This window comes from Jeotgalibacillus soli (genome assembly GCF_000829435.1).
GTDB classification, from domain to species: domain Bacteria; phylum Bacillota; class Bacilli; order Bacillales; family Jeotgalibacillaceae; genus Jeotgalibacillus; species Jeotgalibacillus soli.
Genome location: NZ_JXRP01000006.1, coordinates 116,029 through 138,020, shown reverse-complemented (window position 1 = coordinate 138,020; position 21,992 = coordinate 116,029). Strand labels below are relative to the sequence as shown.

General features: G+C 39.6%; 20 protein-coding genes and 2 pseudogenes. 3 read left to right on the top strand and 19 right to left on the bottom strand.

The window, feature by feature from the left end; all coding sequences use genetic code 11:
- Nucleotides 1–162: 162 nt before the first annotated feature.
- The 5 genes from KP78_RS01535 to KP78_RS01515 all read right to left on the bottom strand — a co-directional run bounded on the left by KP78_RS01535 (nucleotide 163) and on the right by KP78_RS01515 (nucleotide 5,327).
- The gene (locus tag KP78_RS01535; RefSeq protein WP_041085692.1) at nucleotides 163–888 is read right to left on the bottom strand and encodes an MOSC domain-containing protein; all 726 of its coding nucleotides are present in this window, start codon (nucleotides 886–888) and stop codon (nucleotides 163–165) included.
- Between the two features lie 252 nt (nucleotides 889–1,140).
- Nucleotides 1,141–1,407, bottom strand: coding sequence for a PNPOx family protein (locus tag KP78_RS01530; protein WP_052474448.1), 267 nt, complete (start codon nucleotides 1,405–1,407; stop codon nucleotides 1,141–1,143).
- A 198-nt stretch (nucleotides 1,408–1,605) separates the two neighbouring features.
- A complete protein-coding gene (locus KP78_RS01525) occupies nucleotides 1,606–2,694 on the bottom strand; it encodes a Ger(x)C family spore germination protein (RefSeq protein ID WP_106388515.1) in 1,089 nt (362 codons plus the stop codon).
- A 30-nt stretch (nucleotides 2,695–2,724) separates the two neighbouring features.
- Nucleotides 2,725–3,837, bottom strand: coding sequence for a GerAB/ArcD/ProY family transporter (locus KP78_RS01520; protein ID WP_041085688.1), 1,113 nt, complete (start codon nucleotides 3,835–3,837; stop codon nucleotides 2,725–2,727).
- Nucleotides 3,838–3,842: 5 nt separating this feature from the next.
- The gene (locus KP78_RS01515) at nucleotides 3,843–5,327 is read right to left on the bottom strand and encodes a spore germination protein (RefSeq protein WP_041085687.1); all 1,485 of its coding nucleotides are present in this window, start codon (nucleotides 5,325–5,327) and stop codon (nucleotides 3,843–3,845) included.
- A gap of 403 nt (nucleotides 5,328–5,730) precedes the next feature.
- Between KP78_RS01515 and KP78_RS01510 the strand changes: the two genes are divergently transcribed.
- A complete protein-coding gene (locus KP78_RS01510) occupies nucleotides 5,731–6,612 on the top strand; it encodes a GNAT family N-acetyltransferase (RefSeq protein ID WP_041085685.1) in 882 nt (293 codons plus the stop codon).
- Between the two features lie 96 nt (nucleotides 6,613–6,708).
- On the opposite strand, the pseudogene KP78_RS01505 reads toward KP78_RS01510, so the two are convergent.
- Nucleotides 6,709–7,145, bottom strand: a pseudogene (locus KP78_RS01505) (Hsp20/alpha crystallin family protein).
- Nucleotides 7,146–7,266: 121 nt separating this feature from the next.
- A complete protein-coding gene (locus tag KP78_RS01500; protein ID WP_041085683.1) occupies nucleotides 7,267–7,665 on the bottom strand; it encodes a GNAT family N-acetyltransferase in 399 nt (132 codons plus the stop codon).
- Between the two features lie 107 nt (nucleotides 7,666–7,772).
- On the opposite strand from KP78_RS01500, the gene pdxR reads away from it, so the two are divergent.
- The gene (gene pdxR, locus KP78_RS01495) at nucleotides 7,773–9,182 is read left to right on the top strand and encodes a MocR-like pyridoxine biosynthesis transcription factor PdxR (RefSeq protein WP_041085681.1); all 1,410 of its coding nucleotides are present in this window, start codon (nucleotides 7,773–7,775) and stop codon (nucleotides 9,180–9,182) included.
- Nucleotides 9,183–9,453: 271 nt separating this feature from the next.
- On the opposite strand, the pseudogene KP78_RS01490 reads toward pdxR, so the two are convergent.
- The 11 genes and pseudogenes from KP78_RS01490 to KP78_RS01440 all read right to left on the bottom strand — a co-directional run bounded on the left by KP78_RS01490 (nucleotide 9,454) and on the right by KP78_RS01440 (nucleotide 18,980).
- A pseudogene (locus tag KP78_RS01490) lies at nucleotides 9,454–10,069 on the bottom strand (NUDIX hydrolase).
- Between the two features lie 246 nt (nucleotides 10,070–10,315).
- Nucleotides 10,316–11,218: a dihydrodipicolinate synthase family protein gene (locus KP78_RS01485; RefSeq protein WP_041085679.1), complete on the bottom strand. Its 903-nt coding sequence runs from the start codon at nucleotides 11,216–11,218 to the stop codon at nucleotides 10,316–10,318.
- A 23-nt stretch (nucleotides 11,219–11,241) separates the two neighbouring features.
- Nucleotides 11,242–12,516, bottom strand: coding sequence for a TRAP transporter large permease (locus tag KP78_RS01480; RefSeq protein ID WP_041085677.1), 1,275 nt, complete (start codon nucleotides 12,514–12,516; stop codon nucleotides 11,242–11,244).
- Nucleotides 12,513–13,043 (bottom strand): TRAP transporter small permease, encoded by a 531-nt coding sequence (locus KP78_RS01475; RefSeq protein WP_052474446.1) that lies wholly within the window; start codon nucleotides 13,041–13,043, stop codon nucleotides 12,513–12,515. The genes KP78_RS01480 and KP78_RS01475 overlap by 4 nt, the downstream gene beginning before the upstream one ends.
- A 49-nt stretch (nucleotides 13,044–13,092) precedes the next feature.
- Nucleotides 13,093–14,109 (bottom strand): TRAP transporter substrate-binding protein, encoded by a 1,017-nt coding sequence (locus tag KP78_RS01470; RefSeq protein WP_106388514.1) that lies wholly within the window; start codon nucleotides 14,107–14,109, stop codon nucleotides 13,093–13,095.
- Nucleotides 14,110–14,190: 81 nt separating this feature from the next.
- Nucleotides 14,191–14,832: a bifunctional 4-hydroxy-2-oxoglutarate aldolase/2-dehydro-3-deoxy-phosphogluconate aldolase gene (locus KP78_RS01465; RefSeq protein ID WP_041085676.1), complete on the bottom strand. Its 642-nt coding sequence runs from the start codon at nucleotides 14,830–14,832 to the stop codon at nucleotides 14,191–14,193.
- A 12-nt stretch (nucleotides 14,833–14,844) separates the two neighbouring features.
- Nucleotides 14,845–15,795, bottom strand: a complete 951-nt coding sequence (locus KP78_RS01460; RefSeq protein WP_041085674.1) for a sugar kinase — start codon at nucleotides 15,793–15,795, stop codon at nucleotides 14,845–14,847.
- 14 nt (nucleotides 15,796–15,809) lie between these two features.
- The gene (gene allD, locus KP78_RS01455) at nucleotides 15,810–16,823 is read right to left on the bottom strand and encodes an ureidoglycolate dehydrogenase (RefSeq protein ID WP_041086078.1); all 1,014 of its coding nucleotides are present in this window, start codon (nucleotides 16,821–16,823) and stop codon (nucleotides 15,810–15,812) included.
- Between the two features lie 43 nt (nucleotides 16,824–16,866).
- Nucleotides 16,867–17,421 carry a 6-phospho-3-hexuloisomerase gene (gene hxlB, locus KP78_RS01450; protein WP_041085672.1) on the bottom strand — a complete coding sequence of 185 codons (555 nt, stop codon included), beginning with the start codon at nucleotides 17,419–17,421 and terminating at the stop codon, nucleotides 16,867–16,869.
- A gap of 70 nt (nucleotides 17,422–17,491) precedes the next feature.
- The gene (locus tag KP78_RS01445) at nucleotides 17,492–18,496 is read right to left on the bottom strand and encodes a LacI family DNA-binding transcriptional regulator (protein ID WP_041085670.1); all 1,005 of its coding nucleotides are present in this window, start codon (nucleotides 18,494–18,496) and stop codon (nucleotides 17,492–17,494) included.
- Nucleotides 18,497–18,518: 22 nt separating this feature from the next.
- Entirely contained in the window at nucleotides 18,519–18,980 is a 462-nt protein-coding gene (locus KP78_RS01440) for an HAD family hydrolase (RefSeq protein ID WP_131272584.1), read from the bottom strand.
- Nucleotides 18,981–19,439: 459 nt separating this feature from the next.
- Here KP78_RS01440 and KP78_RS01435 point away from each other — a divergent pair, with 459 nt between their 5' ends.
- On the top strand, nucleotides 19,440–20,654 hold the full coding sequence (locus tag KP78_RS01435; RefSeq protein ID WP_041085666.1) for an MFS transporter: 1,215 nt from the start codon (nucleotides 19,440–19,442) through the stop codon (nucleotides 20,652–20,654).
- Between the two features lie 230 nt (nucleotides 20,655–20,884).
- Here KP78_RS01435 and KP78_RS01430 read toward each other — a convergent pair whose 3' ends face one another.
- Nucleotides 20,885–21,985: a citrate synthase/methylcitrate synthase gene (locus KP78_RS01430; protein WP_041085665.1), complete on the bottom strand. Its 1,101-nt coding sequence runs from the start codon at nucleotides 21,983–21,985 to the stop codon at nucleotides 20,885–20,887.
- Between the last annotated feature and the right edge of the window lie 7 nt (nucleotides 21,986–21,992).

Genomic DNA, 21,992 nt, shown 5'->3' with positions numbered 1-21,992 from the left:
CCTTACCCAAATCCATCGTAAAAAAACCAAAAAAAACGCGTTTAAGCGTGTTTTTTTGAAAATATTTCGAGCGTATCAATTCATTTACTTTAAAAGACCATCGTCCTTCTGCTCCCTTGCGATCAAAAATCCTTATCTTTTCATAAATTTCAAGTCAAACGATCAATCAAGAAGATAGATTTCGTCTCCCACCTGAATTTCACCTGTTTTTATGACAGAAGCGTAAACCCCGAAGTGATTGCTTCTTTCTTTTCCAATTGTTTTTAACAACGACGGGTCTCGCTTTGCATCTTCAGGATTTACCGTAATAATCATGCAGCGTTCACAATAACGGTTCAACTGAATTTCTACCTCTTTGCCTATTTTCAGCTTTTTCCCAAACCATGTTTCTTCAACAAACGGGATCTTATCGTTTAGTTCAATAAGAAGGTTGGGACGAAATCTCCTTGGATCAACCTCTTTACCCCATATTTCTTTTAAACGCTGCAGCGAAGCATCTGTAACAAGCAATAGATTTTCCTCTTCAATAGCCCCAAAAGGAACATGAGCAGGCTTGTATTCAACTAGGGATATCCTCCTTTTGGTTAGGTTTTCGATTTCATCGACTAATGCTTGATCTCCCCAGTTAAAGATTCGATTGTTTGGCGTTATGATTTCAATTTGCGGATATTGCAGCAACGATTCTTCCCCAATAAACTTCGCTTTATATTGTGCCAATCCCGAAAACTGTGTAATGGTTAAAAACTCGCCTGGTCTCGTTTCATCCATCAAGGCATGGCTTCGATCACCATATAGTCCGTAATCCATTACCTTTGTTCTGCCTACGCTTTCTCCAGTAAAAGATTTTACTGGATGGCGGGTGATTTCCTGCATAGAACCGATTAACATAACAATTCTCCAACTCCTTTCAAAATGCTAAAGAGCGATGCTTATGTATTATCTTATTAACAGACTCTGTAAATATTGTCTGTTGATTTCCGTTTCAGGCGTTCGCTTTCCGCGGGCGGTCCGGGGCCTCCTCGGCTCATAATGCGCCTGTGGGATCTCCCTTTGACTCGCTTTTCTAAACTGGAGCCTCACGCCTTTCGCTCCAATCAACATCGTACCAAAATTAATCTATACCAATATTAATAATGCCTATTAATAAAGGCGGTTTGTATAACTATCCTGCAAACGTTCATCCAGCACCATGACACACCCTGGACTGTCACCCCGCGGAGAAATGGTGCAAAAGCCTGAATCATCCGAGGTTGAGATGACTAAAAATGGCGAACGAGAAATAAATTCTCGGCAGTGCTTGTGCACTCCAGAAATGACTTTCCGTATAACAAGTTCACCTGGTTCAGCAAAGATTGAACGCAGCTCTTCGTCCGTTTTCACCATTTGTTCAAATGGATTGCTTTGCACCTTTTCTCGTTGGTTACAGAGACTGGAACACTAATAATATATTTGGGGATTATTTTCGCTAAGGTTAGACCTCCCTTGATATTCGGTATTTTATCACTTCTAAATATAACGATCCGCTTTCTCCGTATCAAGAAAATTCAAAATTAACGAATCAGCCTTTACCACAAATTCTTTTTATGGCAAAACAAAACCACCCCCTCAATGAGTAAGATGGTCTCCATCATTCGTGTCTATATTCGTTAAGGGTTCAAATTCCAGCTCATATTCCACATCAATCTCCATATCCTCCCAGTGTTTCATCCATTCCTCATGATCCATCTTCTTTTCAAACGGCTTTAATGTAAGTGTTCCGAAATGCAAAGGATCTACCTTCCATTCCTGAAACTGCTTCAGTACCTCTTTTGTCTTTTTTTCTAAATACACTTTCGCTTCCTTGTTGATTTCTTTTATCGTGCTATAGTCATGTATATCTTTATCACCACGGTATTCATCGATGCTGCCGTTCAGCTTCACTTTGATGGAGATAGAGGATAAATCATTCAATTTTGTATCTACATTCGCTTGAACATGACCAAGCGTTACAGATTGCTCAGGCAACGGAAGAAGATCCAAATAATTGTTAGTGGCTAAAAGCTGAACGATGTTATCTTCAATGCCGTTCACATTTGCAACAAATTTATCATCATTGAAAAAAGCAGTACCTTCATACATAAATTTGTCTTCTTCGATCTTAAATACTGGGAGCAGCGGGTCCAAAAAAGGAGAATATAAGTAATTTTTAAATTGGTGAAGATTGATCACTGTTATTTCTCCTTTATCATCCTCATAGTGCTTTAACATACGATAGATAAAATAATCAAGATTTTCCTGCTTCTCTATTTGTTTGCTCATGTATTCCTCGAAATCCCCTTTAACAATGACCAAATAAAGGCGTTGAGAAACATCGGTGTCAACCAAAAGAGTCGTTATAACAGGCAATAATCCATCCTTTGCAACCTCTTCATTAATTAACATCATTCGCAGCTGCCCTGTTTTCACCTCACGATAGTAGGTCAAATTAAATCCCTTTTCCCCCTGCTTTAGCAAATCAACTTCTAATGTATTCAGTCTCTTTTTCTCATCTGTCAATGGAGGCACCAATGTGCTCACTTTTAATTTTCCTTCTTCTCCTTTATTAACTGACCAAAATATTACAGGAGCAATTTCTTCAATCAAATTGTTTTCTGTTAAGTGGCTTTCCATAAATGGGGAGCAGCCGCCTAAAAACAAAACGAGACATATCATCATAAGCTTTGCTCTTTGCAGTATATTCTTCAGCTAAGTCCTCCCCTTTCGTTTGAGTGCAGCGAGAAGTACAACCGGAACCAGCAAGTAGGTGGCAGCTCCTATCCACATCTGAAGATCGATCAACTTCGTCTGTCGAGAATGATCTTTCCATAATAGCTCATTCATAATAATCATGGTGATAAAAACCACAATAGCGCATGCTGCAAACCCAATCCTGGTTGGCTGGTTTTGATTCCCCCCAGCAATACGTACACCACCATAAAGCAGAAGAAGGAGGAGACCGATCGCAAAGCTAAAATGAATGAGAAACATCGCAATGACAATCATATCAATCCGCTCAAACAAAGGAGACTGCAGATATCGAACCATATTGACAAGAGGATAGCTGCTTTTGCTTAAATAATTGGCACCGTAAAACAAGAGAGAAGCAATAAACAGAAATACATATTCAAAGATTGTGATGCCATTTGCAACCGAGAAATACTTGACGGTTTTTTTATCACGCTTGAACCAAGGAGACAAAAAAAGAACGTATTCTGCTCCTGAAAATGAGGCCATGATTAATAACAGCCCCCTCCATGATTGTCCTGACCATTCTGTAGGGATCAATGGATACAGATCATGTAGAAAAGCAATAGGCGGCGTGTAAAACGGAATAAACAAAAACAGCATCCAAATCGTACAAAGAAAGGCAATGACTGAATAACGAATTGTATTCTCTACCCCTTTGGAAGCGATATAGCAGCTGATTAACAATACAAAAAAGATTAGCCATGATGGTTTCATTGAAAAAAATATAAACTGATGGACAATTTCAACATATCCAAGAAGATGTACGGAAAGCTTTAGTAAAATTAGACCCAGACCCAAAAAAGCAAGAATCCGAACAGTCCGTTCTCCAAAAAGCTCTACAAATCCCAGATATCCTTTTGCTGCAAATTCTGAAGAGAACCATTTTGATATCATGATTAAAATTAGCTGCGAAACAGCCCCCACTAATATAATCACCCAAATCATATAGGGATCAACTAAAATGGTAGGCATGATCAGCATGTAATATAGCATTTGTAAACGGCTCAGCATAAACACCAAATAGATACCGTCAAAGGCAGACGATTTATTAAATAGCGGGAAAGTCTTCATACTTCTCATCTCCTTTGGCTGTATCTCCATTTCTTGAGAGGACGTAAATGCTCTGGACGAGATTTCATATTAACTAATGGTCCTCGAATAAAGAGATCCATCCAATCCTTCCAATAAAATGGTGTCAGCGGGGCCAAATAAGGTTGTTTCAATGATGTTAAACTATTTAAGTGAATCAGAAGAGCAATTAATCCCAGAACAATCCCAAAAATGCCTAATAAAGAGGAAAGGATGAGAATCATTAGTTGTATAAGCGTATTTGCTTTCGTCATCAAATAATTCGGAACTAAAAATGAAGCAATAGCAGAAATACCCATTAACACGATTAACACCTGACTGGCGAATCCTGCTTGAACAGCAGCTTGCCCAATCACAATACCGCCAATCACCCCTAAGGTTTGACTTGATTTCGTCGGCATACGTAAACTGGCTTCTTTAATAATTTCCATAACGCCTAATATGAGAAAGGATTCCCAAAAAGGAGTGAATGGTAATTTACCTCTCGATTCTAAAAGAACAAAAAGAAGCTGCAGTGGTATCATTTGATAATGGTGGGTGGTCAAGGCAACATACATAGGGATGAGGATCAGAGAAAGCAAAAAGCTAATGTAACGAAGAGATCGCAAAAAACTGGCAACAATCCAGCGGTTAATGTAATCCTCAGGAGATTGAAATAGATGAAAAAAAGTAACAGGCGCATTCAAAGCAAAGGGTGTATTCCCCACCAATATGGTAATTTTACCCAATCCCAAAGAATACGCACAAACATCCGGACGATCGGTTTGCTGAAACTGAGGGAAGACGCTATTATGATGTTCTTCCATGAAAGTAGCCACCTGTGAAGAGTCAAGAAACATATCATAATTAATTTGTTTAATTTTTTCTCTGGCGATAGCAATAAATTCCGGATTGGTCAACCCATCAATATACATAAGCACAACGGTCGATTTACTTAAAGAACCGACTGTAAACTTTTCCGTCTTCAGTTCAGCAATCGGAAGTCTCCTTCGAATCATCGTAATGTTTTGCTCCAATACCTCACTGAAGCTGTCTTTTGATCCATATAAAATAGTTTCTGTTTCAGAGGTTTCGATCCCACGGGCCAAAGGATTCTGCAGAAGAACAGCCCACCATTGATTTCGAATAGGATCATTTATAAGAATAGATCCCTGGAGCAGCTGGCTTAGTGCTTCTTCCATCGTATTGATTTCTGACACCTTTGAGGTTGTAATGCATTCATAAATTAAATCACAGGAATGGTGCATTAAGGGTTGGATAATAGATTCATTAAAACGTTCATGGTCGATTAATGTTCTTATATAAACAAACATTATTTTCTGCTCTTTATCTGTTGTGCGCTCAATGAATTCAGCATCATCCATATTGGCTAAATGGCGCTTGAGTGCATCTGAGGTTATCGTTGTACCATTATTTTTGAGAGGTTGATTTTCTATTGATTTATTTCCATCATTGCCTTTTTTTTTAAACAACTAGAACCTCTCCCCCATGTTAATGATTGGTGCTAAATGTTACCTGAATCCTTCATGAATTGCTGCTTTTATTATGATCTACGCGGTTCCACTTTATCCAAAAAATTGTGTATGGACGGGTTAATCGCAATCTTCTCACTGCACAGCCTTTAATAAATAGAACACAAAAAACATGAGCCCGAATCAATCAGGCTCATGTAACGATCATTTTTATTTAGTAGTTGAAACACCATTCATTATTTTTGGCCGATCACGACCGCATTACCCGCTATGCTTGAGCAAGCGTTGACTTAATCCTCACCCCATCAAAAGTTAAGCCAAGCTGAACAGATGTTTGAGCAATTTCAGGACACACTCCCGATATGGTCGATTCTACCCTGATCATTCCTAAAGCCTTCAACAAATGAAAGAACGATCGTTCATAAAAAATTTAAAAAATAAAGATAGACTTAAAAACAGCTTTAATTCCCTTGCAGAAAAGGTGTTTGGAATCAATTTTGAAGGATGGTACGAAAAAGGATATTGGAATGAAAAATATACTCCCTTTTCCTATGTAGATGGGAATCAAGTAGTCGCCAATGTTTCCGTTAACAAAATGGATCTGATTATTAATCGCAAGTTAAAGAGAGGATTGCAAATTGGCACGGTAATGACGCATCCTGACTACCGGAATCAAGGACTATCAGCAAGTCTAATGAATAAGGTCTTAGAAGAATATGAGAATGAATATGATGTCATGTACCTTTTCGCCAATCATTCAGTATTAGATTATTATCCGAAGTTTGGGTTCACAAAAGTAAATGAATATCAATTCTCTATGGATTTTCGTTTTCAACACTCTAAACCAGCTGATATTCAAAAATTAGACGTGACGAATTCAAAGGATTTGCATTTCATCCATGATTTTTCATCTAGGAGACTGCCAGTTTCAGATTGCTTTGGAACGATCAACACACAGTACCTCCTGATGTTTTATTGTCTAAACGTAATTAGTGAGGACCTTTATTATCTTCCTGAAGAAAATGTTATCGTGATTTATAAACTTGAAAGAAATGAACTGCATGTTTTTGATTTGATTAGCGAAGTAAAGGTTGATGTTTTAACCATTATAGATAAAATGGCCTTAAAAGAAACGGATAAGGTCATTTTCTATTTCACTCCTGCAATCAAGGATTCTCAACTAAAAAGCGAGCTCTTCCATGGTAGTGAAGTATTATTTGTAAGAACATACGAGGATCATAAGCTTCCTGCACAGTTTAAACATCCTCTGACATCACAGGCTTAATCACCTTCTTTGAAAAACAGAAAAGAACATACAAAACACCGTATGAACAATTCAAACGGTGTTTTGAAATAGCTGCATTTTTGTTATCAAAAATTATTAATGAAATTCCACGTCGATCTTTTTTTCATTATCTTTTGTTATCTTGGGCATTCTTACTTCCAAAACCCCATTTTTATAGTTGCTTTAACACCTTCATGTGAAACCGGCTTTGGAAACGATACAGAACGTTGAAAATGACCGACGAAACGTTCTTTTCTGTGCATATTTTCTTCTTTTGTTTCATTTGTTCTGTTGATAGAACCGCTAATACTGAGGGTATTACTTTCAATATGAATATCTACATCTTCCTTCTTTTCAACTCCTGGAAGATTACACAAAGCGACCATTTCATTTTCTGTTTCATGTACATCCGCTCGAACACTACCCAAGTTTTGCTCGAATCCGACAGTTGAAGGGAAATCGGAAAAGAATCGGTCAAAATCCCTTCTAATATTCGTCAGCTGTCTAAATGGATCATACGGTACTAGCGCCATTAAGTTAAATCTCCTTTTATTTACAACAAGTTTATTCTGGCTAATTACACGCAAAATATTTTACGTTTATATCCCCTTTATCCGAAACAGCCTCAGCCATTTTCATTTTTTAGTCGTGATCTTATTGCTTTCTAGGAATTAAAAAACCATTATCGGCTTTATTGAATCCAATCATAGGATAATAATCCATGGCACCAGGAGCAGATAATAGAACCAACGTTACTTCTTCCCCAAGCTGCTCCTGCAGCAATCGGACGAGCTCTTTACCTATCCCCATTTTTTGATACTCCTCGTCTACACATAAATCTGATAAATAGCAGCAATAGCTATAATCTGTCAACGCTCTTGCTATCCCGACAAGCTTTTCGTTATCCCATGCTGTCCATATGATATCTGCGTGATCGATCATGCTTTGAAGTCTTGGTAAATCTTTATAAGGTCTTCGAATACCGGACGCTTTAAAAAGATTGGACATTTCTGCTGCGTTAATTAGACGATCCGATTTATACTTTATGTTCATTTATGGTTCCCCCCTCTATTTTCATTATTATATTCAGACAACTGGTATGATCAGTAGTTCCAGATTTGTTATAATTTTTGGTACCAGATATGAAATGAGGAATCGTTTTGATTGATATTACACCTGAGCTAAACCCTCAAGGAAATGAACCATTGTATTCACAGCTCTATCATTTTATAAAAGAAGAAATTAGAAGCGGCAGGATTCCATCCGGTGAGAAACTGCCTTCGAAACGAAAGCTCTCCAATCACCTATCCATTAGTCAAAACACCGTAATAACTGCATATGAGCAATTAATGGCAGAAGGGTACATTACTAGCCAGCCGAGAAAAGGCGTATTTGTTAGTCTGATTCAAGAAGACTTGCATCCCGCTTCAACCAATGCACCAACGAAACCAGTGGAACAGGACAATTCTTTTTCCGATAGCATGAAATACGATTTTAGTCACGGAAAAATTGACCTGGCTTCCTTTCCTTTTTCTATTTGGAGAAAACTCAGTCAAGAGGCCCTTTTTTATGATCAAAGTGAGTTTTTCTTAACTGGACATCCACAAGGTGAATTTTTGCTGCGTGAACAAATAGCGAAATACCTCTATCAATCAAGAGGGGTGATCTGTTCCCCTGAACAGCTTGTGGTCGGGGCGGGGACACAATATATGATCCAATTCATCAGCTTATTGCTCGATGGGGGAGATCTTGTTGGTTTTGAAGAGCCAGGGTTTCATCGCACAAGAACCGCATTTGAAGATCACCATATAAAGACTGTCCCTATTCCTCTTGACGAGCATGGCATACGCATTGATATGTTGGAAAACAGTAATGCCCACAACGCTTACGTTACACCTTCTCATCAATTTCCTTATGGGATGATCATGCCCATATCGAGACGACTGGAGCTTTTGCAATGGGCGAATGAAAGAAATGGATACATTATAGAAGATGACTATGATGGCGAATTCAGGTATAGAGGCAGACCAATCCCCGCCCTGCAAGGACTGGATGCAAATCAAAGGGTAATTTATTTGGGGACATTTTCAAAATCATTAATTCCCTCTTTGCGCATCAGCTACATGGTTTTACCGGAGCCATTGCTGCAAGTATATTTGAACAAGCTGACCATCTATAAACAAACCGTATCCCGTTTGCATCAGCATACACTGTATCTTTTTATGAAAAATGGGCATTGGGAGACACACTTAAATCGTTTAAGAACAATCTACCGTAAAAAGCATCAGATCCTGCTCGCTTCCATTAAAAAATATATGCAAAATAGAGTTGAAATTATTGGAGAACATGCAGGCTTGCATATTTTAATAAAAGTCAATAAAAGCATTGCTGAGAAATCCTTAATTAAACTCGGAAACGATTATCAAGTTAAATTTTATCCTACTTCTGTGTATTACGTATCAAAAGATAGTGGGCTGCCTAAAATATTGTTAGGGTTTGGCGGTCTCTCGGAGGAAGAAATTGAAGAAGGAATAAAGAAATTAAGCCAAGCCTGGTTTGAAGGCGATTGACGATATCGCTGGATACTTCTTTATAAATGGCTTTGATAAACATGTCTGTTGATTGCAGTACGCAGGAGTCTCGCACACCCGCTACAATCAACGCTGTGAAAAATCAACAATGGATTTTAACATAGCTTTATAAATAGATAACATCCTCTGATAATAGATACGTGGTATCCATTCTGAGTCAGCTACAATACTGTATCAATCAGCATTCTCGTACCGCCTGCCACCAGCGCATGCTTCATATTGCCCCCTCCAATTAGAATCTCTCCATTCGTTAATCCACAATCGTTTCTTTTTTCTGATCTTTTAAAAACTCAAATAACGTTTCAATTTGGGATTTCGTGTTTCTCTGGATGGAAAGGTTGGGTAGACTGTCAATGGCGAAGAATTAAACATCATTCGTCTCAATTCCGTTGACTGTATGGCCGCCGATCAGCTCACATTCAATATAAAGCTTATAATAGTAGTACGGCTGCGGAGGATGAGGATGCTTATTGTAATCCATAACGGCGAGAAGCTTTTTAACAGCCGTATCATCCCCTGACTCTTCTTTAATCTTTTTTACCACATTCTCTGATGGTGATAGGCCAACATCACAACCCCCCCTGGCAAAGACCATTTATCGTGTTGTTTTTCCTTGACCATTAATATTTTTCCATCTTTAAAAACGACTCCGCGCACGTCTGCTTTGGGCGTTTGGTACCCTGTACCCTGCGCAAATAGATTTCTAATTTTAATAAATTCCAGATCGGTATATTCAGCAATTATCTCCACGCTGATCGTACGCAGCTCTTCAAATCGTTTCGATCGTATATATCCTTTGTAAATGCCAGCCCTGCCTGCAATAACGATTGAATTCTTTTCGCCCAGTCCAGCCATTTCTCACTCATAAAAGCGCCCTCCGTGTTTAAATTATCAATTAAGATTATAATGAGACGTCGATCACAAAAACTCTTTTTCTTCTATTTACTTATTTATGTGTTATCAGAAATGGATTAGAGAATTCTTAATTTTCCATAAAAAGATTCAGATGCCTGAAATTTATTTTTCGTGCTGTAAAATCTTATAAAATGGCAAAAAAAGGGCTATTCCGCATTTTGGCATAAAGCCAATTAACGGAGCAGCCCTTTTTTTGGTTATTGAATATTTTTTAAAAGCTCAGCTAAAAGACGTCGTTTTTCATTCGATAACGCTCTTGCCGGCGGCAGTACATATGTAGGAATATCCATTCCTGTCATTTTTATTGCTTCTTTTATAACGCTCACAAATGGTGAATCCAGTTTGTACATTTCAGGAAGGACGGCAAGCTTTTTATGAAGCTCGATTGCCTTATTATAGTCTTTTTTTATAAAGGCTTGATAAATACCAATCGTTAATTGCGGTGCAAAATTTCCGGTGGCGGAAATTGCTCCATCACCGCCAAGAGAAAGTGTATTCAACAAATGATCATCGAAGCCGCATAACACAGAGAACGATGGATGAACAGATTTTACTTTCAAAATCATTTCTCTAATATGTCCGGCTGCATCTACCGTTTCCTTAATTCCTACAATATTTTGGTGCTCATTTACTAATTTCAAAACAAAATCAGGTGATAAATCCTGACCCGTTAATGCTGGAAAGTTATATAAGAGAATTGGCAAATCTACTGAACGCGCAATTTCACTATAATGGGCAAAAAGATTGTCTTCAGAAAGTGGCCAGTAATATGGATTGATGACCACAACAGCATCAGCGCCGATATTCTTACTGTGATTGCTTAATTCTACAACCTCTCGTGTACTTGCACTTCCTGTCCCAATAAATACGGGAACACGAGAGTTCACATGCTCAACGGCAAACGCTGCAACCTCTTTCCGTTCTTCCGTTGACATTTGTGAAAATTCGCCGCCTGTACCGAGAAAGAATAGTCCGTCAACCTTTGAATCGATTAAAAAATCTATTAAACGTCCCATCCCTTGTCGCTCCAGCTTCCCTTGTTCATTTAATATGGTTGATACTGGCGGGATAATGCCTTTGAATACTTTATGATTACTCAATCGTTTATCCTCCTATCAATCTATTAGTCTGTAAACCAACCAAGTGGTACGGTTACTAGCTCTGGGAATAGAACGAGTAAAATCAAAATACCAAATTGAACAGACAAGAATGGCCATATTCCTTTAGTAATATCTACCAAACTGATTTTACTAATTCCGCTCGCAACATATAATACTGTACCTACAGGAGGCGTAATTAAACCGATAGACAGGTTGATAACCATTAACAATCCGAAGTAAACCGGGTCGATTCCAGCAGCTGTAACAACAGGGAGAAGTACTGGCGTGAAGATCAGGACTGCTGGTGTCAAATCCATTACACAGCCTACAAGAAGCAGGAAGAGCATAATAATCAATAATAGAACCGTAGGATTATCTGTAAATCCACCAATGGTCTCGCCAAGCTCACGCGGAATTTGCCCAACTGTAATCGCATAAGCCGAAACAATTGCTGTAGAAGCAACAAACATAACGACTCCCGTTGTTTTAGCCGTCTCAATAAATACACCAGGAAGATCGCTCAATTTCCCTTCACGGTAGCCAAGACTTACAAGTAAAGCATAAATGGCTGCTACAACACCCGCTTCTGTTGGAGTAAATACTCCTCCGCGCAGACCAACGATAATAATCACTGGTAAAAGCAATGCCCAAAACGCACGGATAAATGCAATCCATCTTTGATTCCAAGTTGCTTTAGGAAGTTTTTCACTATTATCTTTTTTAGAAACAAAATACCACGCGATCATTAATCCAACCGCAATCATAAGCCCTGGAACAATACCAGCCATAAATAGCTGTGTGATCGATACTCCACCCACAACCCCAAATAAAATCATCGGGATACTTGGCGGAATAATCGTTCCAATAATCCCGGAAGCGGCAACTAAACCGGTTGAACTGTTTTTATTGTATCCTCTTGCAATCATCATCGGAATTAGAATCGCTCCCAGTGCAGCTGTATCAGCAACTGCCGACCCGGATAGACCTGCAAAGATAACGCCGGCAACAATAGTTACGTAGCCTAATCCACCGCGAATATGCCCAAATAGAGCTGTAGCAAATTCTACGATACGCTTCGATACTCCCCCGACGTTCATGATTTCACCAGTCAGGATAAAGAAAGGAATCGCCATTAATGAAAAGTTATTGGCACCCTTCGTTAAATACTCACCAATAATGGCTGTATCAAAGAGACCAAGTGCGCTCAGCATAACAATCGCACTAATTAACATCGAAATTGCTACAGGAATACCCAGTAGTAAAAAGAAAAAGAGTGTACCTAAAAAAAGCCAGATCATTTTTTGTTCGCTCCTTCCTTAAGACCCATCAAAGGATTATTTTTAACCCAGGGAGGAGCATCCTGATTGAAGAATACGAAGCGAATTGTTTGAACAGCAACAATTGCAATCATTAACACAGAGGACACTACCCCAGCAAGATAAAAGACAACCTCCGGAATGCCGGTTGCAGGACCTGTTATCATTTTGTTAAGCTCAATCATCTTAAAAAGCCCATCAATAAATAAAGATAGAACAATGATTATGATCGTATTTGAAATAAGATAGAGTACTTTTTGAGCTTTAAGCGGAACCATACTCACAAGAACGTCCACGCCAAGATGACCTTTTTCCTTCATCGCCACAACTGCTCCTAAGAAAACTACCCACACAAACAAATAACGCGCCAGCTCTTCCGACCAGGTAATACCAGAATCAAAGGCATACCTCATCACGACATTTAAGAATACTAAACCAACCATTGTAACGAAAATCAGTACAATCACACTATTTAAAAGGAGGTTTAGATATTTTAATGTTTTTTCCATTTCTTTCACCCCACATTAAGTCAAAGATGTAATAACTATTTATCAACTCTTATTTTTGTTCTAGAATTTGATTAATAAAATCCTCTGCCCAGTCATATTCTTCATAAAGCTCCTCATAAAGAGGGTCCATTGAATCAACAAGCTGTTGACGGAATTCTTCATCAGGCACAATAATTTCAAGCCCCAATTCTTCCAATTCCGTTTTCACCTTATTTTCCCCTTCAATCGCAAGCTCCCATTGATATTGAGAAGCTTCTTCAGCTGCATCCTCGATGATCTCTCTCGTCTCATCATCCAGCTCTTCATAGAAGTCTTTATTCATTAAATAAACATTCGGACTAAACATGTGGCGGGTTTCTAGCACATGGCTTTGAACCTCAAACAAACCAGATTCTCTTAGTGTCGCATAAGGATTTTCTTGTCCATCGATAACATGCTGTTCCAGTGCAGTAAATACTTCAGAAAGGGCCAACGGCTGTACGTTTACACCCATTGCTCTTCCCGTATTAATGAAGATCGGGATATTAGGCATTCTTAGCCGCAGCCCGTCAAAGTCCTCAATTGAATTAATCGCACGGTTGCTGGATACAACCCTGAATCCATTCGCAGTCCATGCAAGAGGTTCTGCATTCAACTCACGGAAGGCGTCACCAATCTCTTCACCAACCTCTCCGTTCAAAATTCGATTAGCCTGTTCATAATCATCAAAGAGATAAGGCCATTCAACTGCACCGATTTTAGGATTGGCCATTTGAAGACCCATACCTGTAATCGCCATTTCAATTGTTCCCATCCGAACGCCATTTGTAAATTGCGATTCATCACCAAGCTCATTTCCTGGGTATATCTCCACAATATATTTTCCATTTGTTCTTTCTTCAATAATTGGTTTAAATTTTTCCAAAAGTGCAATATGCTGTGAATGCTGATCTGAGAAGTAATGTGCGATTTTGATAGTTGTAACGCCATCGTCTTCTCCGCTAATTACATTGTTTAATTGGTTGCATCCAGAGACAAACAATAAACAGCTCACAATTGTTAGTATTAAAAACGCTTTCATTTTCATTATTTCCACCCCGTATTAACTTAGAGTTTAAGAAATACCATCAAACAAGGAAGCTATGGACAACTCCCTTGTTTATTTGGTTTATTGACCTCTTGCTTCCTTAACAGCCTTTACAAATTGAGCTGCACGATTTTCAAGCTCCTTTAGCGCTTCAGGTGTGAATTCTACCTTTGTGTTCACTAGAGAGCTTCCAATTCCCGCTGCAACGGCACCTGCTTTAATGTAATCACCTACATTATGAACATCCAAACCGCCTGTTGGCATTAATGGAATATGAGAAAGAGGGCCTTTTAGATCCTTTATATAGCTAGGTCCGAAGACATTAGCAGGGAAGACTTTAATGATATCTGCTCCATGCTCGTAAGCTGTTAAAATTTCTGTTGGCGTCAATGCACCTGAAATATTAGTGACTCCGTATCTCTTTGACATTTTAATCGTTTCAGTATTCACTGTTGGAGAGAAAATAAATTTTGCCCCTGCCATAATGGCCGCTCTTGCCGTTTCTCCGTCAAGTACAGTACCTGCCCCTACAATAACCTCGTCTCCAAGTTCTTCTGAAACTCGCTCGATCAACGCAAGTACTTTCGGCGTTTCAACGGTAATTTCTAATGTTTTTACTCCACCATTTTTAAGCGCTCTTGCAATTGCTGAAATATTATCTGGTGATGCACCGCGAATAACGGCAACAATACTGTTTTCTTTAATTTGTTCGATTAAGCTCATCTTCTATTCTCCTTATCTGATAACATCTTCATTCGTTTGGTTCATAAATGCTTCAATTTCCTCTTTATCCGGTAAGCCCTCTACATCTCCACTGACCATCGTGACAAGTGCACCGACTGCATTGGCCCTCTCAACTGCTTTTGAAAGATCTAACCCATCTAATAAACCGGATAGAAATCCTGCAGCAAATCCATCTCCGGCTCCAACAGGATCAACAACCTGTTCTACTGGAAATCCTGGAACCCTACCGTTCTGTTCAGCAGTGAAATAATAAGCTCCACGCGCACCATCCTTTAATATCACAACTGATGCTCCTTGATTAAGAAACAATTCTCCCAATCTTGCAGGATCACTTTCTCCAAATATAAATTTTCCTTCTGCAATTCCAGGCAGAACAATATCCGCTTCTCTCGCAATGGCAAGGAGAGTTTTTCTAGCCTCTTCTTCTGACCAAAGCTTCGTGCGTAAATTAGGATCGAATACAATAGGGACATTATGCTGCTTTGCTAGCTTGATTGCTTCGAATACTGCTTCACGAGCGGTTTCGCTTAAAGCTGGCGTAATGCCGGTGATATGCAGATATTTAGCATGCTGAAAATAATCCGGGTTTAAATCGTCTTTTGATAAACGGCTTGCCGCAGAGCCTTTTCGATAATAATAAACTCGCGTATCATTCGCACGCCGCGGTTCTTTAAAGTAAATGCCTGTAGGTGCTTCTGAATCAACGCTTACTTGACTAACATCCACTCCTTCACCGTTTATAAATGAAACCATACCTTTGCCGAATTCATCATTGCCTACTTTGCTAATCCATCCGGATTTGTGTCCTAAGCGAGTTAATCCAATTGCTACATTGGACTCTGCTCCTCCAAACTTCATTGAAAATTGATTCGCGTATCTCATTGGTCCCGTAGAATCAGGCGTGAATAAGACCATTGATTCTCCTATTGTAATTACATCCATATTAGATCGCTCCATTACTCTTCAATTAGATATTGGTAAATCGATTTAGTAATCGGCACTCCGTTAACACGTCTTTCTTCCTCACGCAGCTGTTCAGGTTCTCCTGGCACCATTACTTTGCTAAACCCTTCTGCAGGCTGTGCTTCATGAAGTTCATTAATCATATTGTCCATGTTTTCCAGGAATCCTGTAGGATCTGTGAACATTGCCGGATTCACTGCACAAACAAAATGGCCAAGCTTTCGTTTTTTATCATAATCACCATACATGGCGGTAATATTAGGACCGAATGCAGATCCAGTCAGAATGCCTGATAAAATATCCACTACCATCGCTAAGCCATATCCTTTAGGGCCGGCAAACGGAAGAAGAGCTGCTACTTGATTAGGATCGGTTGTTTGCTTCCCGTTTTCATCCACGCCCCAGTCTGCAGGAACATCTTTCCCCGCTTCTCTTGCATGAAGTACTTTTCCAAATGCAACATTGCTTGTTGCCATATCAAGAATAACCGGCTTGTTCTCTTTCGCTGGAAAACCAAAAGCAATTGGATTCGTTCCAAAATAAGACTTTGCTCCACCGAATGGCACAACTACTTTATCTGTGTGCGTTAGCGCCATACCAATCATGTTTTTCTCTGCTGCCTGCTGTACAAAATAAGAAAGAGCACCGCAATGGCTGCTGTTCACAACACCTATCATTCCAATGCCATTTTTTTCTGCAAGCTTGATAGCATAATCCATCGCTTCTTTTGCAATGACATGCCCCATGCCGTCATTCCCATCAAAAATAGCTGAACAAGGACCTGTTTCCTTTACTGAAAACGAAGCATCAGGATTTAAACCGCCTTCATTTAAACGCTTTACGTAATGCTCTGTACGTAGCACACCGTGTGAGCTTACTCCTCGCAAATCGGCGTGAACCAGAACATCTGCTACTACTTCAGCGTGGTCTTCCTTTAGTCCAGCCTTCGTTAGTTTATTTACAACCAAATCTGCTAATTCTTCACGTGCTACTGTCACTTCTGTCATGTCAATCCAACCTTCCATTAATAAATTCATATATGTAAGTCTCTTATTCTAAATTTGCATGCCGGTTCCTCATATTTTCATGGGAGTCCACCTCTTGCTCTTGTAAACAATGAATAATGATTGCATCGAGCAATAGATGAACACATTGATCAAACTGATTGCCCAAAGGCTGAATCGTGTCAGGCTCTCCAGACCTGCGATACTTCGTCGCAGCTGGAATGATCAAAAGTTGATCACTAAGCTGAGCCGTTTCAGATTCTCCATTTGTTGTTACTGCAATAACTTTGGCTCCTGTTTTCTTCGCTTTTTTTACAAGGTCTAAAATATTCCCTGTAGAGCCTGAACCTGAGATCGCAACGAAAAGGTCATTCTTTTCAATACTTGGTGTTATCGTCTCACCGATCACATACACTTCATAACCGCCATGCATCAGTCGCATCGCAAAGGCTTTTCCCATTAAACCGGATCTGCCTTCTCCCCATACAAAAATTCGGTTGGCAGATTGAAGATAATTAGATGCCTGTATCGCTTCATCCTCGCTTACGTTAGCGAGAACAATATCTAATTCCTCAACCACTGAATTAATTATTGATCTCACCTTACCATCCCCTTTTATGAATATCCCAGGACTATGTGTACGCTTTCATTTTGTCGGCAGCTGCTGCTATTTAGCAGGACCGCCGTTCTATAAGCTCAGGCTGATAACGATGTATTTCAGAGGACATACTATTTTCCTCTTTTCTGATTTTTTTTAGCAATAACTCAGCTGCATCCTTCCCCATTTCATAGGATGGGTAAGAGATTGTTGTCAAAGGAGGACTGTAAATGCTGGCAAACGACACCTCATCAATCCCTATAATCCCTAAATCTTCAGGAATATTCATTTCATTTTCTTTTGCAAATTGAAGAATTTGTATAAGCACCAGATCGTTCCCGGCAATAATCGCCCGCGGCGGTGTTGGCAAAGAAAAAACTTCCTTTAATTTCTCTTGAATATGTTCTACTTCTTCACCAATAATAAATTTTTCGGCGACTTCTATACCATGTGCCTTCAACGCTTTTTTGTAGCCCTGAACACGTTCGACCCTCGGTGTCACATTCTTGAGGAGCTCTTTTGTGAGAATGGCAATGTTTTCATATCCCTTCGATACAAAATGATCAACTGCTATTTTGGCAGCCTTTTCATTTTCAATTAAAAAAGAGTCGATGTTTAGCCCCTCAACAAAACGGTCCATAAATAGTAAAGGGAATTGTTCGTTTACCATCCCTTCATAAAGCTCTTTATTTTCTCCTGTTGGAAAAACAATAAGCCCGTCTACCTGTTTGGCATGCAGCATTTCAATATACTTTTTTTCCTTTTTAGGATCATCATCAGAGTTACAAACAATAACATGATAGTCCTGGGCATGGCATACGTCTTCAATTGCTCGCAATACCTGAGTAGAAAAGACATGCAGCATATTTGCAACAATTACACCAATGGTAAATGTTGTTTTTTGTTTTAAGCTTCTTGCAACAATATTCGGCTTATAATCCAGCTCTCTAATGGATTGTGCGATTCTCTCTTTTGTTTTTTCACCCATATAATCGAAGCGGTTATTCAAATATTGTGAAACAGTGCTTTTTGAAATATTTGCGTGTTTAGCTACATCAGCGATCGTGATTTTTTTCATATTTTCTAAACCTCATTCATTACTAAACCGAATTAGTAAACCGGTTTAGTTTATTATATTTATAATGAAAGCGTTTTGCAAATGTTTTTTTGAAAAATTTAATTTTCTTCTTTTGATGTGTTAATTTTCGTGAGAAGCGGTATAACCCTATGAATCCAGTCACCTTTACGATCAGCCAGCAAGGTGTGCCACCCAAGGGGATTTTGAGCTTTTCAGGCTGGTCATCAATAAATAATAGGTTATCTTCAGCTTTAATTTTAGAATAAATCGTTGGATGTGGTTTTAAGGAACCAACCTGACTGGAAATCGTTATACTCTTTACATGATGATTGATTGGTTTAAGAATGTGTGCGATCCATTCAGAACAATGATTACTTAATAGATAAATATCAGCAACCTGACTCCAATTCGCTATCTCTTTTAAAGCTGGTAAAGGTTTAATGTAAGAAAGCAAGGATAAGGGGGCAGCCTTCTTATCTATCAACGGGAAATGCTCACAAAGCCACGTCCAGAATGCTTCTTATGTCATCTCACCAGACCATAGTTGCTCTCGTATATCTGTTATGAATTGAAGCGCGTCTTCATAATGGGCTTCAGCGTTTGTAGCCATCTCTTCCCAAAAACATGGGGAAAATTGGTCGCAGGCATTCCCCCGATATCAAGAATGAGAATAGGTGTATTTACAGTCATTGTTTTCCAATCCCTCCTCATCGTTTTGCAGATTTTCAATTAAAAAAGAAGACTCCGTTATCTCCACTGACGGCTTTTCAAATGCTTTATGATTGATTATTAAGACCCTTTATTTATTTTCATAAAAATAATGTTCTACTTCTATTATCAAGGAAAGAAAAACGCGATTCAAGACCAATAGAGTATAGACAAATTCTCAAAATTGGAAGATACTAATTCGTAATACGAAAGAATTAGGAAAGAGGCTTTTGCTATGTGGAAGAATCGGAATGTGTGGATTTTATTAGCTGGGGAATTTGTTGCGGGCGTCGGTCTTTGGCTTGGAATTATCGGCAACCTTGAATTTATGCAGGAGAAGGTACCATCTGACTTTCTAAAAGCGGTAATTTTAGCAGCAGGATTACTCGCAGGGGTTGCAATTGGTCCGCTTGCAGGCCGTATTACAGATCAAATGAACAAAAAAACGGTGATGCTCGGTGCAGGCTTTGTCCGTGTAATCAGCGTTGTTTTTATGCTTATCGCTATTCAAACCGGATCAGTTTGGTGGATGGTCGTATTTCTCGTTTTTATCCAAATGTCTGCTGCATTCTATTTCCCTGCGCTTCAAGCAGCCATTCCTCTGGTGGTAGAGGACAAGGATCTATTGCAGCTTAATGGGGTCTATATGAATGTCTCCAGTCTTTCAAGAATATTGGGAACAGCTGCAGCAGGAATATTCCTTGTCATTATGTCATTATCTATGCTCTACGTCATGTCATTGCTGGCCTACGCTCTCCTCTTTTTGGTCACGTGTTTGCTGCGGATCGACGAACAGAAGGCAGAGCCGCTTCCGGATGAGGCAAAGACATTGAATAAAGGCTTTAAGGACGTATTCCCTGTTATCAAAGGCTTGCCGATCGTCTCGATGACACTGATTATGACACTTGTCCCGCTCCTATTCTTAGGCGGTTTTAACCTGATGGTCATTAACATTAGTGAGCTGCAGGACAGCCCAGCGATTAAAGGCTGGATTTACACAGCAGAAGGACTCTCCTTTATGCTCGGCGCGTTCATGGTGAATCGGCTAAGTCATAAGTATTCTCCATACACCATTTTATTCGTGTTCTCATTTATGATTGGGCTGTCACAGTTGATGCTTTATTTTGCTAATGTTCCATTTATGTCCGTTTTTTCATTTGTTATATTCGGTTTTTCAGTAGGTGCTTTTATTCCAACTGCCTCTACAATTTTTCAAACACGCGTACCAAAGGAATTTCATGGGCGATTCTTTTCTTTCAGAAATATGCTCGATCGCATCGTCTTCCAGCTCGTCCTGCTGTTGACAGGGTTCTTCCTTGATTTGATTGGTCTTCAGCTTATGGTCGTACTTTTTGGCTTGTTATCCTTTGTTATGACATGGCTTTTCTATGTGAAATACCGCCAGTTAAAAGCAAATGGTCAAATGGAGATGGAAGAAGCAACGGTTTAATGTGCAGAAATGAATAGACCCGCCGAGAAATTTAATTTTCGGCGGGTTTTTTGTGGTGGTCTGGATGTTTAAAAATGGAGATTATGCGTTTATAAGCCGGGCTCGGTGATTTGCAAGCCGTCGTGCGAATTTACAGGCCGTGCTTATTGATTTACAGGCCGTCATCCACTATTTACAAGCCGTGCTCATAAATTTACAGGCCATCGCATCGCCATAACCGCCCCAAAAGATCAGTCTTTCGGCATCCCGCCATTATACAATGAACTCGGGCGATAGATGCGATTATCTAGGGATTGCTCCATTACATTCGCTGTCCATCCCGCTACCCTGCTAGAAGTAAAGGTTGGCGTAAATAATTCAGCTGGCATATTCACTGCACGAAGAACGGCCGCTGCGTAAAACTCAACATTCGTGTACAGCTTTCTTCCAGGCTTATACTCCTCCAGTAAACGGATGGCCTCAGCCTCCACATGCACAGCAAGATCTAACCACGGATCCTCTTTCGTTAACTGACTGGTCATTTCCTTTAAGGCCTCTGCTCTCGGATCCCTCGTTTTATAAATTCGGTGGCCAAAGCCCATCAATTTTTTCCCTTTTTCAAGCTGTTCCCTTATCCATCCTTCTGCATTTTCCTTTGAACCAATTTCATCCAGCATCGCTGTAACCTCGCTCGGCGCTCCTCCATGTAAAGGCCCCTTCATGGCACCAATAGCTCCTGTTATGGCTGAGACTATATCCGATTCAGTAGAAGCAATGACTCTTGAAGAAAATGTAGATGCATTCATACCATGCTCCATTGTTAAAACAAAGTATGCATTAAGTACTTTACTATGTGCTCCAAGCGGTATTTCACCATTCAGCATATAAAGAAAATTAGCTACATGATCAAGCGTTTCATGAGGATCGATTACGTTCTCCCCTTTTAATAAATGACTGCGGGCTGCAATAATCGTTGGTAGAACTGCCGTAATCTTGATCGCTTCTTCCACCTTTGGAGGCCATTGATAAGAGCCGTCCCCCATCGCTGAAATACACGTTCTTATCACGCTCATCATGGGCATATTCTCCGGCAAAATTTTTAACAGCTCCACTAGATGAGCAGGCAGCCTTCTCTGTTCCCGAAAATCATTTTTTAATTTTTTCAATTCTATTTCATTAGGGAGTCTTCCATGCCAAAGAAGGTAGCAAACTTCTTCAAAATCATGCTGTAACGCTAAATCTTTGGCCCAATAAGCACGATAAACAAGTCGTCCATGATCTCCATCAACCAGGCTGATATTAGTGGCAGCAACGGTTATGCCCTCAAGCCCTTTAATGATCATCTGTTCCATTATTGAT

What these genes read in the sequence shown, in the direction of transcription:
- KP78_RS01520 (WP_041085688.1), bottom strand. Translation starts at nt 3,837, where the DNA reads ATGAAGACTTTCCCGCTATTTAATAAATCGTCTGCCTTTGACGGTATC.
- KP78_RS01460 (WP_041085674.1), bottom strand. Translation starts at nt 15,795, where the DNA reads ATGGATGTAATTACAATAGGAGAATCAATGGTCTTATTCACGCCTGAT.
- KP78_RS01470 (WP_106388514.1), bottom strand. Translation starts at nt 14,109, where the DNA reads ATGAAAATGAAAGCGTTTTTAATACTAACAATTGTGAGCTGTTTATTG.
- KP78_RS01445 (WP_041085670.1), bottom strand. Translation starts at nt 18,496, where the DNA reads ATGAAAAAAATCACGATCGCTGATGTAGCTAAACACGCAAATATTTCA.
- KP78_RS01435 (WP_041085666.1), top strand. Translation starts at nt 19,440, where the DNA reads ATGTGGAAGAATCGGAATGTGTGGATTTTATTAGCTGGGGAATTTGTT.
- KP78_RS01465 (WP_041085676.1), bottom strand. Translation starts at nt 14,832, where the DNA reads ATGAGCTTAATCGAACAAATTAAAGAAAACAGTATTGTTGCCGTTATT.
- KP78_RS01510 (WP_041085685.1), top strand. Translation starts at nt 5,731, where the DNA reads ATGAAAGAACGATCGTTCATAAAAAATTTAAAAAATAAAGATAGACTT.
- KP78_RS01535 (WP_041085692.1), bottom strand. Translation starts at nt 888, where the DNA reads ATGTTAATCGGTTCTATGCAGGAAATCACCCGCCATCCAGTAAAATCT.
- KP78_RS01475 (WP_052474446.1), bottom strand. Translation starts at nt 13,043, where the DNA reads ATGGAAAAAACATTAAAATATCTAAACCTCCTTTTAAATAGTGTGATT.
- KP78_RS01480 (WP_041085677.1), bottom strand. Translation starts at nt 12,516, where the DNA reads ATGATCTGGCTTTTTTTAGGTACACTCTTTTTCTTTTTACTACTGGGT.
- KP78_RS01430 (WP_041085665.1), bottom strand. Translation starts at nt 21,985, where the DNA reads ATGGAACAGATGATCATTAAAGGGCTTGAGGGCATAACCGTTGCTGCC.
- allD (WP_041086078.1), bottom strand. Translation starts at nt 16,823, where the DNA reads ATGACAGAAGTGACAGTAGCACGTGAAGAATTAGCAGATTTGGTTGTA.
- KP78_RS01525 (WP_106388515.1), bottom strand. Translation starts at nt 2,694, where the DNA reads ATGATGATATGTCTCGTTTTGTTTTTAGGCGGCTGCTCCCCATTTATG.
- KP78_RS01500 (WP_041085683.1), bottom strand. Translation starts at nt 7,665, where the DNA reads ATGAACATAAAGTATAAATCGGATCGTCTAATTAACGCAGCAGAAATG.